The organism is Rahnella aceris (assembly GCF_011684115.1).
Taxonomy (GTDB): Bacteria; Pseudomonadota; Gammaproteobacteria; order Enterobacterales; family Enterobacteriaceae; genus Rahnella; species Rahnella aceris.
Genome location: NZ_JAADJV010000007.1, coordinates 120778 through 133427, shown reverse-complemented (window position 1 = coordinate 133427; position 12650 = coordinate 120778). Strand labels below are relative to the sequence as shown.

9 protein-coding genes are annotated in these 12650 nt (G+C 53.4%); 5 read left to right on the top strand and 4 right to left on the bottom strand.

Annotation, left to right across the window (positions count from 1 at the left end; all coding sequences use genetic code 11):
• Positions 1–126: 126 nt before the first annotated feature.
• Together udp and katE are read right to left on the bottom strand one after the other, a co-directional pair.
• A complete protein-coding gene (gene udp, locus GW591_RS23190) occupies positions 127–888 on the bottom strand; it encodes a uridine phosphorylase (protein ID WP_166861425.1) in 762 nt (253 codons plus the stop codon).
• 222 nt (positions 889–1110) lie between these two features.
• Positions 1111–3393, bottom strand: coding sequence for a catalase HPII (gene katE, locus GW591_RS23185; protein WP_015690570.1), 2283 nt, complete (start codon positions 3391–3393; stop codon positions 1111–1113).
• 183 nt (positions 3394–3576) lie between these two features.
• On the opposite strand from katE, the gene GW591_RS23180 reads away from it, so the two are divergent.
• Positions 3577–4404, top strand: coding sequence for a dienelactone hydrolase family protein (locus GW591_RS23180; protein WP_013577441.1), 828 nt, complete (start codon positions 3577–3579; stop codon positions 4402–4404).
• A 93-nt stretch (positions 4405–4497) separates the two neighbouring features.
• Here GW591_RS23180 and fsa read toward each other — a convergent pair whose 3' ends face one another.
• Together fsa and ptsP are read right to left on the bottom strand one after the other, a co-directional pair.
• Complete coding sequence (gene fsa, locus GW591_RS23175; RefSeq protein ID WP_013577442.1) at positions 4498–5160, bottom strand: fructose-6-phosphate aldolase; 663 nt, start codon at positions 5158–5160, stop codon at positions 4498–4500.
• An 11-nt stretch (positions 5161–5171) separates the two neighbouring features.
• A complete protein-coding gene (gene ptsP / locus GW591_RS23170) occupies positions 5172–7676 on the bottom strand; it encodes a phosphoenolpyruvate--protein phosphotransferase (RefSeq protein WP_015690571.1) in 2505 nt (834 codons plus the stop codon).
• A gap of 366 nt (positions 7677–8042) precedes the next feature.
• Here ptsP and GW591_RS23165 point away from each other — a divergent pair, with 366 nt between their 5' ends.
• Genes GW591_RS23165 through GW591_RS23150 form a run of 4 tightly spaced genes read left to right on the top strand, consistent with a single transcriptional unit; the run spans position 8043 to position 12636 of the window.
• Positions 8043–9122: a PTS fructose transporter subunit EIIC gene (locus tag GW591_RS23165; protein ID WP_013577444.1), complete on the top strand. Its 1080-nt coding sequence runs from the start codon at positions 8043–8045 to the stop codon at positions 9120–9122.
• A 17-nt stretch (positions 9123–9139) separates the two neighbouring features.
• Complete coding sequence (locus tag GW591_RS23160) at positions 9140–9469, top strand: PTS fructose-like transporter subunit IIB (protein WP_013577445.1); 330 nt, start codon at positions 9140–9142, stop codon at positions 9467–9469.
• Between the two features lie 16 nt (positions 9470–9485).
• Positions 9486–11783 (top strand): formate C-acetyltransferase, encoded by a 2298-nt coding sequence (locus GW591_RS23155; RefSeq protein WP_166861423.1) that lies wholly within the window; start codon positions 9486–9488, stop codon positions 11781–11783.
• Entirely contained in the window at positions 11749–12636 is an 888-nt protein-coding gene (locus tag GW591_RS23150; RefSeq protein ID WP_166861421.1) for a [formate-C-acetyltransferase]-activating enzyme, read from the top strand. Before GW591_RS23155 ends, GW591_RS23150 begins: the two co-directional genes overlap by 35 nt.
• Positions 12637–12650 lie beyond the last annotated feature (14 nt).

Sequence of the window (12650 nt, the reverse complement as noted above, 5' to 3'; positions counted from 1 at the left end):
ATCAATTATTCCAGATGGATTACTAACATGACCTTAACAGATCTGCTTAGCAGGGCAAAAAAACGGGCCGCCAGAGGCAGCCCATTGATGTGATGATGTGATGTGGTTGTTTTAGTTTTATAGGGACTAAATAAGCCTGCGGGCTGCTTCTACAACAATCTTCACCGCATGACTTTCAGTCTTTTTCATGGTTTCCGCATTAGGGATTTCCTGCTGCATGCGGTTCACGATAACACCCGCCACCATCCCCGCGCGCAGACCCTGGCTTGCACACATGGTCAGCAGAGTCGCGGATTCCATTTCGTAGTTCATGACGCCCATTTCCTGCCACTCTTTCATCGATTCTTTGAAGCGACGGACAACACGGCCAGAGTAAGTGTCATAACGTTCCTGACCCGGATAGAAGGTGTCAGAAGAGGCGGTAACGCCAATGTGCGTCGCGGCACCCACGGCTTCTGCCGCCGCAACCAGCGCGGTGGTGCAGGCAAAATCGGCTACTGCAGGGAATTCCATCGGCGCAAAGTGCAGGCTCGCGCCATCAAGGCGAACGGCAGCGGTCGTGACCAGAACGTCACCGACATTGATGTGTGGCTGGATAGCGCCAGTTGTGCCGACTCGCAGGAAAGTACGGATCCCCAGTTGCGCCAGTTCTTCAACCGCAATAGAGGTCGAAGGGCCACCAATACCGGTTGAGCAAACAATCACAGATTTGCCATCAAGCTCAGCACGCCATGAGGTAAATTCGCGGTGGGAAGCCAGACGAACCGGGTTCTCCATCAATTTGGCAATTTTTTCCACGCGCTCAGGGTCGCCGGGAACAATCGCCAGCGTCGCGCCGTTTAAATCTTTTTTGGCCAGGCCAAGATGGAAAACTTCAGGCTGAGACATAACAAACTCCTCTGTGTGTAAGGTCATTTATTGGCAGGAGGAACACCCGGCAACTGTACTGAACATTGTGACGTTATTTCGTGACGGTCGTCACTATGATGTAACAACGGGAATTTCACATACATTTATTTTGTGATTCAAGTCACAAAATAAGGAGGGTGAGGGAATTTTAAACAGGCAATCTCCGCTGCCGGGGATTGCCTGTTTATCAGTTACAGTTAATCAGGCAGGAACGGCATCTGCCGCCGCACTGCGCGACCAGATCCGGTGTTTGAGCATGTCTTTCAGAAACGCCTTCAGCAACGCTCCTTCTGCTTTTTCACCTTCCACAACGCCCTCTTCCGGCACATCGTCCGTCAGCCCCAGCAGCGATTTGAAGCGGCGTGCATCGCCACTTAGCCCCACCACTTTCAGGTGTTTGTAGGCTTCGAGCACATAATGCCGTGCATCGCCATTCATCAGCAGTGCGTCGATATGCCCATGCGGAACAATCACTGCATCAACGGTGATGGAAGGCGATCCGGCAAACGTCGCATCAACCGGCAACGTAGAACCATCATCGGCAGTCACACTCCCTAAGTGACTGGCCAGCAGCTTAGGGTGAACGCCAGCGGCCTGAAGTGCCTGTAAGGTTTCCAGAACATCCGCCGCATTCACACCTTCACCCAGCAATATCGCCACCTGCCGCCCTTTGATCGTGCCTTTACCGCTGGCATACAAACTCAGCGACGGATCATTTTTCAGCCCATTCACGGGCTTCGGCGGTTTGATCTTCAGGGTGTCAGCGGAAAGGGTAATACCCAGATTTTTCGCCACTTTCTGCGCCAGCGTCTGATCAACATGCGCTAACAGATCCACGACCCGCTCGCGGATATACGGCCGCGCCACCTTCGATAATTCAAATGAGAAAGCGCCGATAATATGATCCTGCTCCGCTGTTGTCTGGCTCAGCCAGAACAGGCGCGGATGGGCATAATATTCGGCAAATGACGGACTGCGCTGACGGATTTTTTCTGCATCAACCCGTTCAGGATAACTTTCAAAGCCACCGCCGGACGCTGCCGGAGGTGTTTCCCTCGGCCAGTTATTGTTGATGGAATTCGGCTCGTAGTTCGCCGGATTCGTATCAATGTCCTGACGGTGCATGCCGTCACGCTGGAAGTTATGGAAAGGGCACGTCGGCCGGTTAATCGGAATTTCATGGAAATTAGGCCCGCCCAGACGACTGATTTGCGTGTCGGTGTAAGAGAACAGTCGCCCCTGCAACAGCGGATCATTGGTGAAATCTATGCCCGGCACAATGTGCCCCGGGTGGAACGCGGCTTGCTCGGTTTCAGCAAAGAAATTATCGGGGTTACGGTTGAGCACCATTTTGCCGATCAGTTCTACCGGCACCAGTTTTTCAGGGATGAGTTTGGTCGGGTCGAGCAGGTCGAAATCAAATTTGAATTCATCTTCTTCAGGGATCAACTGCACACCCAGTTCGTATTCCGGATAATCTCCGGCTTCGATGGCTTCCCACAAATCACGGCGGTGGAAATCGGCATCTTTCCCGGCCAGTTTCTGCGCTTCATCCCATAACAGAGAGGCTTTTCCGGCCAGCGGTTTCCAGTGGAAACGCACAAAAGTGGCTTTGCCTTTTGCATTCACGAAACGGAAAGTATGGATGCCAAAACCTTCCATCGTGCGGTAACTGCGCGGAATGCCCCGGTCAGACATCGCCCAGAACACGTTATGCAGGGTTTCCGGTTGCAGGGACACGTAATCCCAGAAGGAATCGTGCGCACTCGCTCCCTGCGGGATTTCGTTATGCGGTTCGGGTTTTACCGCATGCACAAAATCAGGGAATTTATGGGCATCCTGAATAAAGAACACCGGTGTATTGTTACCGACCAGGTCGTAAATGCCTTCATCGGTATAAAACTTGGTCGCCCAGCCGCGGATATCACGCACGGTATCTGCCGAACCACGGGAACCCTGAACGGTAGAGAAACGCACAAATACCGGCGTTTTCTTTTCAGGATCAGACAGGAAGCTGGCTTTGGTCACCGCCTTCATACTGCGATAGGGCTGGAAATAACCGTGCGCCGCAGCGCCCCGCGCATGAACGATACGTTCGGGAATGCGCTCATGGTCGAAGTGAGTAATTTTTTCACGGAGAATGAAATCTTCAAGCAGTGTCGGGCCACGATTTCCGGCTTTCAGCGAGTTCTGATCATCAGAGATTTTGGTGCCCTGATTGGTGGTCAGCGGCTGTTTTTCACCATTTTTGCGGTGGCGTTCTAATGCATCGAGTTTAGCATTGGTATTTTCCGGACTCTTCGCACTGCCGGACGCTGTCGGTTCTTTTCCTGGCGGTGTCGGTTGTGGCGAAGGCTGATAAATACGATCGCCGGGCGCAAGATCCCCCAGGCCTGGCTGTGAAGATTCAATGCCCGTGGCGGGGGCGCGGCTTACCGATTTTGACTCGCTTTTCTTGGTCACTTTAGAGGGTGATTTTGACATTGAACATAGCTCCTCGACAAAGGTTTCGGGTGTTCTGTAGACGTTCTGTAAATCTTCCATGATGACTTTCCTGATTAACTTTTAACTATAGAACATCTCTTGCGCCTTGCTGTTCATGCTTTCCGGCTATAGTTTTAATCCATAGCCACAGATTTTCGTATGGACACTTGCCTGGAGACCCCAATGAAAAAAGAAGAATTGCTTACCCTGAAACAGGCTCCGACCAGCTTTGCCCCTGCCGTCACTCCCGTCGCCAGCACCACTATCCATACCGATACTGACGGGCTGCACGCAGGCCAGACCACCATACCCTCGCAGGGCGAAGATATGCCCGCCTACCTCGCCCGTCCGGAACAGTTCACCGGTAAATTGCCGATCGTGCTGGTGGTGCAGGAAATTTTTGGTGTACACGAACACATTCAGGATATCTGCCGCCGTCTGGCGAAACAGGGTTATATGGCCATCGCGCCGGAGTTGTACTTCCGTCAGGGCGACCCGCGTGACTACACTGAAATCAGTGAGCTTTTTGCTAAACTGGTCAGTAAAGTGCCGGATCAGCAGGTGCTTGCAGATCTCGATCACACTGCACACTGGGCATCACAACATGGCGGGGACATTTCTAAATTAGGCATCACAGGTTTCTGCTGGGGCGGGCGCATTACCTGGCTGTACGCGGCGCACAATCCGCAGCTGAAAGCGGGCGTGGCGTGGTACGGCAAACTGGTCGGCGATAAAACGCTGACCAGCCCGTCAAATCCGGTTGACCGCGCCGCCGCGCTGGATGCACCGGTTCTGGGTTTATACGGCGCAGAAGATTCCAGCATTCCTCTGGATACCATTGAAACCATGCGTCAGGCCATTCGCGCAGCCAATGCTACGGCGGAAATCGTGGTATATCCGGAAGCGGGCCACGCGTTTAACGCCGATTATCGCCCGAGTTACCACGCTGAAGCCGCCGCCGACGGCTGGCAACGGATGCTGGATTTCTTTGCGCAGTATGGGGTTAAGTAATAAAAAGTATGGTGTGCAGTAAAAGGACACCGACCAGAATGACAAAAGCCCGACAGGTTTTTCCTGCCGGGCTTTTTACGGGAAGTTAACCCATTACAGCGACAACTGCCCAAAGGCACCCTGCCAGTCTTGTTCAAATTTATCGACAGCCGCCTGTACCGCAGGCGCACTGATAAATTGCTCCGCTACGTCCACCGGGATAGTGACCGACTGACAACCTGCCAGCAGACAGGCCAGAACCTGACGCGGCGTTTTAAAACTGGCGGCCAGCACTTTGGCATGCGGCGCATGCAGGGACAGCAATTGCTGCAACTCCGTCACCATCGCAATGCCATCTCCCCCCTGGGCATCCAGCCGGTTAACATACGGCGCGACATATTCTGCTCCGGCCAGCGCCGACAGGAGTCCCTGCCCGGCACCATACACCGCGGTTCCCAGCGTTGGAATTTTGCGGGTACGTAAGATCTTAATCGCTGCCAGACCGGCGGCGGTGACCGGCACTTTGACCACCAGCCCCGGCACGCGGGAATGCAGCAGTTCAGCTTCTTCCACTATCTGTTCGGTCTGATTCGCCAGCACTTGTGCAAACAGTTTCCCTTCACCACCTAATGCATCACGAAGCCCGGGCAAAACCTCCCACACGGAAGTCTGCGATTTAGCCACAATGCTCGGATTGGTGGTCACACCCTGTAACGGTAAAATCCGCGATAAACGTTTTACTGCACTGATATCAGCCGTATCCAGATAAAGTTCCATATTCTCTCCTGTCAGAGTTCCAGTTCTTGTTTAAGCAGCGCTTCAATCTGTGCTGCGGTGGTGGAATGCATCAGCACATCACGGAAACTGTCATGCATAATCCGTCGCGCCAGCTTTGAGAAAATCCGCATATGCTGATCGCCTGCAGCGTGTTTATTGAGAGTCAGCATGATGACAAACTGCGCTTCTTCATCGCCCCACCGCACCGGTTGCGGGAGTTTCGCGACGCTGATAGTCGATTGCTCAATGTGTTCTGATTTGGTGTGCGGTATCGCAAAGCCAAACCCGAGGCCGGTGGAAAATACGGCTTCGCGCGCCCAGACATCGGCGGCGAGTTTGCGCGGATAACGGCAACGCCCTGCCAGCATCAGGTTATCCACCATGCCTTTAATCACTTCTTCTTTACTGCGCCAGTCAGCATTAAGCGCCACACATTCCGCCGTAATCAACGGGGCATCGTTGACCGCCATCCTGAACTGCGCCAGCAGGTGTTCGACTTCCAGCGACGTGCGACACTGCATGGCGCGGTTCAGCAGCAGGCGACATTCGCGGCTGTCGAGTTTGGCCAGCCGTGCTTTGGTCACAGGAACCGACGGTGCACTCATGCTGATTTCATCAAGCCCCAGCCCGACCAGCAGCGGCAATACCGAGCCTTTCGCGCCAAGTTCACCGCATAAACCAATCCATTTACCGTGGCGATGCACTTCGCGCACAACGTGGTCGAGGCCGCGCAGGAAGGCCGGATTCAGGCTGTTGTAATGGCGTGTCACTTTCGCGTTATCACGGTCGACCGCCAGCAGATACTGCGTCAGGTCATTACTGCCGATGCTAAAGAAATCAATCTCTTCGCAACACTGATCGATGATGAACATCACCGACGGCACTTCCAGCATGATCCCAAGCTGAATTTTTTCATCAAACGGCACTTGCTCACTGCGCAACGACTGCCTGACTTCAGCCAGTTGATCTTTCACCCATAAGATCTCTTCCATAGAGGAGATCATCGGGATCATGATTTTCAGCGATCCGTGCGCCGAGGCGCGCAGGATCGCGCGCAACTGCGTATGGAATAACGGCAGGTATTCCTGATAAATACGCACGGCGCGATAACCGAGGAACGGGTTGTTTTCGGCAGGAATGTTCAGATAATGAACTGGTTTATCGCCACCGATATCCATGGTGCGGACAATGATGGTTTTGCCGTTGGCCGCATCCGTAGCCTGACAATAAATGTTGTACAACTCATCTTCGGAAGGAGCGCTGGCGCGATCCATATACAGCATTTCTGTACGGAACAGTCCGACAGCTTCTGCCCCATTGCCAAACGCCGCGCTGGCTTCGACCGAGTGGGCAATATTGGCCGCCACTTCAAGGCGCACACCGTCAGCGGTATACCCCGGTTTATTGAGATATTCACTTTGCTGTTCACGCAGCGCCTGATGCACCGCCTGTTCCTGACGATAATAACGGCGCACCGGTTCGCTGAGCGCACAGACAATCAGCCCGAGATCGCCGTCGATCTGCACATTCTGCTGCAAATAAGCCTGAAGTGGCTGTGGATCAACGCCAACGAGTGCAGGAATATTGAACGATCGGGCAAGGATCACAGTATGCGACGTACTGCCTCCGCTGCCGAGCAACAGCCCCTTCAGATGTGTTTTATCCAGTTCGAGAAATTGACTTGGCGTCAGTTCATCTGCCAGACAAATACTGGCTTCGCTCAGTGCCTGCTGGGAAGGAAAACGCTCCTCGCCATAGATTTGCTGTAAAAGCTGGAAGCTGACATCACGAATATCCAGCTCGCGTTCACGCAAATAGGCGCTGGACGATTGTGCGAGCTGCAAGCTGAAATGCGCGGCGGTGTCGACAATGCTTTGCGCACAGCTCCGGCCTTGCGCCACGCGGCTCAGCAAGGCTTCCCGCAGGCTGTTATCACGCAGCAAAGAACGGTGCGCTTCCAGCACTGCCGTGATCGTCCCGTTGTCCGCCATCAGCTGTAATTCGAGTGATTTTTCAAGCTGTGCCAGTCCGGTGGAAAGCAGACTTTGTTCTTTATCTTTACCCTGAGATTCCGGTAAATCCCTGAGTGTCGCCAGATTCACATTCGACAGGCTGACCAGTTTCCCCAGCGCACAGCCTTCACTGACTGAACGGGCGCGGAAAACCAGCGGAGAAAGATGCATCAGGGATTCAGGAAGCGGCTCAAATTCAGCATTTTCATCATGCTCAGGCAGGGCTTCATCGCAATGAGGCAGCTGATGTTTAATGAAATGTGCCAGCGCAGCATGCGCAGCATCTTCGTCATTCCCTTCAATGGTCACGTGACATTCATCGTTAAACAGAATATCGGCACCAATCAGTGAAAGGACACTTTTACCATCTGCAATGCGGTCAGTACGCCCATTGTGCCACTTAAATACAGACCCGAAACTGTTGCACAGCGTTTCAATATGGCTGGCCGGGCGGGCGTGAACACCATTTACCAACATGCAGGTGAAGCTCAACTTCTTGGCCATTTCTGAATCCTCATCACAAATTCCGGTGTAATGCACCGGCTCCTTGCAGCATAAGAGTCAGGCGGATCCGATAGCTACCAGACAAAAATGACAAACACTGGATAAATGTAATGTGTATCGTTTTTTGCGAGCCAGCTCACGCGCCACTACCGTCACTAAACCGCGTATTGTCTCGGGTTATTTGAACCGGCTCGCATTTTTGTGAGGACATTACAAAAGTCCAGTAAAACACAAATTTGTCCACTATGAGCGCCACAGCCAGCAGCCTATTGTTGAGGTCGATAGCCTTTCTGTATCTGCGGTTTTTGAAATGAAACCCTGATATTTGCGATTTTCAGCCCGACACCGGTTTTCGTGGAGTTCATCATGAAAGACTTACTCAATATTCTAAAAAATACCCGCCAGCATCTGATGACTGGCGTGTCTCATATGATCCCCTTTGTGGTCGCGGGTGGCATTTTGCTGGCGGTCTCGGTGATGCTGTATGGCAAAGGTGCCGTACCGGACGCGGCAACCGATCCGAACCTGAAAAAGTTATTTGATATCGGCGTCGCCGGTTTAACCCTGATGGTGCCTTTTCTGGCGGCTTATATCGGTTATTCCATCTCTGACCGTTCCGCGCTCGCCCCTTCGGCAATCGGCGCCTGGGTCGGCGCCTCATTCGGCGCAGGATTTTTTGGCGCGATCATCGCCGGTTTGCTGGGCGGCATTATCGTTTTCTATCTTAAGAAGATCCGCGTACCGAAGATCCTGCGCTCGGTGATGCCGATCTTCGTGATCCCGATTATCGGCACCCTGCTGACTGCGGGGGTCATGATGTGGGGACTGGGCGAACCGGTTGGTTTGTTGACCACCTCCCTGACTCACTGGCTACAAGGCATGCAGCAGGGCAGCATTATTGTGCTCGCCATCATCATGGGACTGATGCTGGCCTTCGACATGGGCGGGCCTGTTAATAAAGTGGCCTACGCTTTCATGCTGATTTGCGTGGCACAGGGCGTGTATACCGTGGTGGCGATTGCCGCCGTGGCTATCGCGACACCGCCGCTGGGGCTGGGCTTTGCCACGCTGATTGGCCGTAAATACTATTCCACCGAAGAGCGCGAAGCGGGCAAAGCCGCCATGCTGATGGGCTGTGTCGGTATCACCGAAGGCGCCATACCTTTTGCCGCCGCTGATCCGTTGCGTGTCATTCCTTCCATCATGTTCGGTTCTGCTTGTGCGGCGGTGACTGCCGCCCTGGTTGGCGCGCAATGCTATGCCGGCTGGGGCGGGCTGATTGTACTGCCGGTCGTGCAGGGAAAACTGGGGTATATCGGCGCGCTGCTGGTCGGCATGGTTGTCACTGCACTGTGCGTCAACACGCTGAAATATCTGGCCGCCAAAAAGCAGTCGGCAAAAACGCGTCAGGAATCTGACCTTGATCTGGACTTCGAAATTAACTGAACCCAAAGGAAAACATCATGACTCACATTATTGCTGTCACCGCGTGCCCGTCCGGTGTTGCTCATACTTATATGGCGGCTGAAGCGATTGAACGTGCGGCAAAAGCTAAAGGCTGGGAATGCAAAGTTGAAACGCAGGGTTCAATCGGTCTGGAAAACGAACTGACGCCGGAAGATGTGGCGGCCGCCGACATCGTGATCCTGACCAAAGACATCGGTATCAAACAGGAAGAGCGTTTCAAAGGCAAAGTGACGGTGCGCGTGGCCATCAGCGATGCCGTAAAACGCGCAGATGCCATCATGGAAAAAATCGCAGCGCATCTCGCCAAAGCTGCTGTCACGGATTGATCCCAAGGAGAACGAGATGACTTCCCGCACAGAACGTCTTAAAGCCGCACTTTTCGCCAGCCCGCGTGAAATCTCGCTGGAACGTGCCCTGCTGTATACCGAAAGTCACCGCAGCACAGAAGGCGAACCCACGCTTTTGCGCCGCGCGAAAGCCACGGCATACATTCTGGATAACATTGAGATTGCCTTGCGTGAAGACGAGCTGATTGTCGGTAACCGTACGGTCAAACCACGTGCGGGGATCATCTCCCCTGAAATGGACCCCTGCTGGCTGCTGAAAGAGCTGGACACGTTTCCCACCCGTCCGCAGGACCGTTTCAACATTTCTGAGCAGGATAAACAGATTTACCGCAGGCAGCTTTTCCCTTACTGGGAATCGCATTCGATGAAGGATTTCATTAACAGCCAGATGCCGGAAGAAGTGAAAGCGGCCACTCAGACGCAGATTTTCAGTATCAACCAGACTGACAAAGGTCAGGGGCACATCATTATCGATTATCCCCGTCTGCTGAATTCGGGCCTGGATAGCTTAGTTTCAGAACTTCAGCAACACGTTGCCGGCGCACCGGATAATGCCTTTTATCAGGCAGCGCTGATGACACTGCAGGCAGCACAGCGGCATATTTTGCGCTACGCCGCGCTGGCAGAAGAGTTAGCAGAAGCCTGTCAGGACAACTCAAGAAAACAAGAACTGGCGCGTATTGCCCGCATTTCGCGATATATTTCCGGCCATAAGCCACAGGATTTCTATCAGGCCTGCCAGCTGTTCTGGTATATGAATATCATTTTGCAATACGAATCCAATGCCAGTTCGCTGTCCCTCGGGCGCTTCGATCAGTACATGCTGCCGTTCTATCAGCACTCGCTGTCCCACGGCGAATCCCCGGCGTTTCTTAAAGAACTGCTGGAAAGCCTGTGGGTGAAATGCAACGACATCGTGCTGCTGCGTTCGTCGTCCAGCGCACGTTACTTCGCCGGATTCCCGACGGGTTACACCATTTTACTCGGCGGTCTGACCGACACCGGACGCAGCGCCGTCAATGTGTTGTCGTTCCTGTGCCTGGATGCCTATCAGAGTATTTGTCTGCCACAGCCTAACCTTGGCGTGAGAGTCAATGAACTGATCGACCGCCCGTTCCTGCTGAAAACCGCCGAAACAATCCGCCTCGGCACCGGCATTCCACAAATCTTTAATGATGAAGTGGTGGTTCCGGCATTTCTCAATCGTGGCGTGCGCCTTGAGGATGCGCGGGATTATGCGGTAGTAGGCTGCGTGGAATTATCCATCCCTGGCAAAACCTACGGGCTGCATGATATTGCCATGTTTAACCTGTTGAAAGTCATGGAACTGACGCTGCATGAAAATGAAGGAAACACCGCGATTACTTATCCTGAGCTGGTGGAACAGATCCGCCGGAAAATCAGCCATTACGTCAGGCTGATGGCGCAGGGCAGCAATATCTGTGATATCGGCCACCGCGACTGGGCACCGGTTCCGCTGCTGTCCTCCTTTATTACAGGTTGTCTGGACAGCGGCAAAGACATTACCGCTGGCGGCGCACGTTATAATTTTTCCGGTGTTCAGGGTATCGGCATCGCCAACCTCAGCGATTCCCTGTATGCGCTGAAAGGCATGGTGTTTGATCAGCAACGCCTGACCTTTGATGAATTACTGGCTTCGCTGAAAGAGAATTTTGCCAGCGAGGAAGGCCGCGCCATTCGCGCCCGCCTGATCAACCGCTTTGAGAAGTATGGCAACGACATTGATGAAGTCGATTTGATCAGTGCAGATTTGCTGCGTTTTTACTGTAAGGAAGTCGAGCAGTATCGTAATCCACGCGGTGGTCAGTTTACGCCGGGTTCTTATACCGTTTCCGCACACGTACCTTTAGGTGCGGTAGTCGGCGCAACGCCGGATGGCCGTTTTGCCGGTGAACAACTGGCAGATGGCGGACTTTCGCCAATGTTGGGCCAGGATCATCAGGGGCCAACGGCGGTACTGAAATCCGTCAGTAAACTCGACAATACACTGCTCTCCAACGGTACGCTGCTGAATGTGAAGTTCACGCCATCAACGCTTGAAGGCCAGCAGGGGCTGAATAAACTGGCCGATTTCCTCGGCGCGTTCACCCGTCTGAAGTTGCAGCATGTGCAGTTCAACGTGGTGAATGCTGAGCAGCTTCGCGAAGCGCAAAAACGTCCACAGGATTTTGCGGGGCTGGTCGTCAGGGTGGCGGGATACAGCGCGTTCTTTGTTGAGCTGTCAAAGGAGATCCAGGATGACATTATCGGTCGCACCGCGCACCAGCTCTGACCTGCGGATCCCTGTTATGGAAGCAACGGAAAGACGCGGGCGCATCTTCAACATTCAGCGTTTTTCACTCAACGATGGCCAGGGTATCCGTACCCTGGTTTTCTTCAAAGGTTGCCCCCACCGCTGTCCGTGGTGCGCCAACCCTGAATCGATGTCACCACGCATTCAGGTCATCAAAAGGCAGGCAAAATGCCTGAACTGCCGCACCTGTTTGCAGGATCCGAACGAATGTCCGAGTGGTGCAATGGAGTATGTCGGCGAAGATATTACGCTGCCGGACTTAATGACGCGCCTGCTCAAGGATGAGATTTTTTTCCGCTCGTCGGGCGGTGGTGTCACGCTTTCCGGCGGCGAAGTGCTGATGCAATACACATTTGCCGGTGAGTTGCTCAGGGAATTGCAGGCCTTAGGCATTCCGACAGCGATCGAAACGGCGGGCGATGCACCGCTGGGCCACCTGTTGGCGCTCGCCGATCACTGCGATCAGGTGTTGTATGACTTCAAGATAATGGATCCCGCTCAGGCACGAGCAGTGCTCAATATGGATCAGCCGCGTGTGTTGCAGAATTTCACGGCATTGGCACGACGCGGCGTTAAGCTGCTGCCCCGCCTGCCGTTGATCCCCGGTTTCACGTTAACACTTGAAAATATGCAACAAATTCTGGATTTCCTGCACCCCTTCAATTTAACTGAAATCCATCTGCTGCCCTTTCACAAATACGGCGAAGCGAAGTATCCGTTACTGGATAAAACGTATTCAATGTATAAGACGACGGCACCGGATGCCGCAGCTATTGCGCCGTTTTATGCGATGGCCGAAAAATACGGTTATACCGTGACGCTCGGTGGATAAATTTTCTTAATCAG

What these genes read in the sequence shown, in the direction of transcription:
- udp (WP_166861425.1), bottom strand. Translation starts at nt 888, where the DNA reads ATGTCTCAGCCTGAAGTTTTCCATCTTGGCCTGGCCAAAAAAGATTTA.
- katE (WP_015690570.1), bottom strand. Translation starts at nt 3,393, where the DNA reads ATGTCAAAATCACCCTCTAAAGTGACCAAGAAAAGCGAGTCAAAATCG.
- GW591_RS23180 (WP_013577441.1), top strand. Translation starts at nt 3,577, where the DNA reads ATGAAAAAAGAAGAATTGCTTACCCTGAAACAGGCTCCGACCAGCTTT.
- fsa (WP_013577442.1), bottom strand. Translation starts at nt 5,160, where the DNA reads ATGGAACTTTATCTGGATACGGCTGATATCAGTGCAGTAAAACGTTTA.
- ptsP (WP_015690571.1), bottom strand. Translation starts at nt 7,676, where the DNA reads ATGGCCAAGAAGTTGAGCTTCACCTGCATGTTGGTAAATGGTGTTCAC.
- GW591_RS23165 (WP_013577444.1), top strand. Translation starts at nt 8,043, where the DNA reads ATGAAAGACTTACTCAATATTCTAAAAAATACCCGCCAGCATCTGATG.
- GW591_RS23160 (WP_013577445.1), top strand. Translation starts at nt 9,140, where the DNA reads ATGACTCACATTATTGCTGTCACCGCGTGCCCGTCCGGTGTTGCTCAT.
- GW591_RS23155 (WP_166861423.1), top strand. Translation starts at nt 9,486, where the DNA reads ATGACTTCCCGCACAGAACGTCTTAAAGCCGCACTTTTCGCCAGCCCG.
- GW591_RS23150 (WP_166861421.1), top strand. Translation starts at nt 11,749, where the DNA reads ATGACATTATCGGTCGCACCGCGCACCAGCTCTGACCTGCGGATCCCT.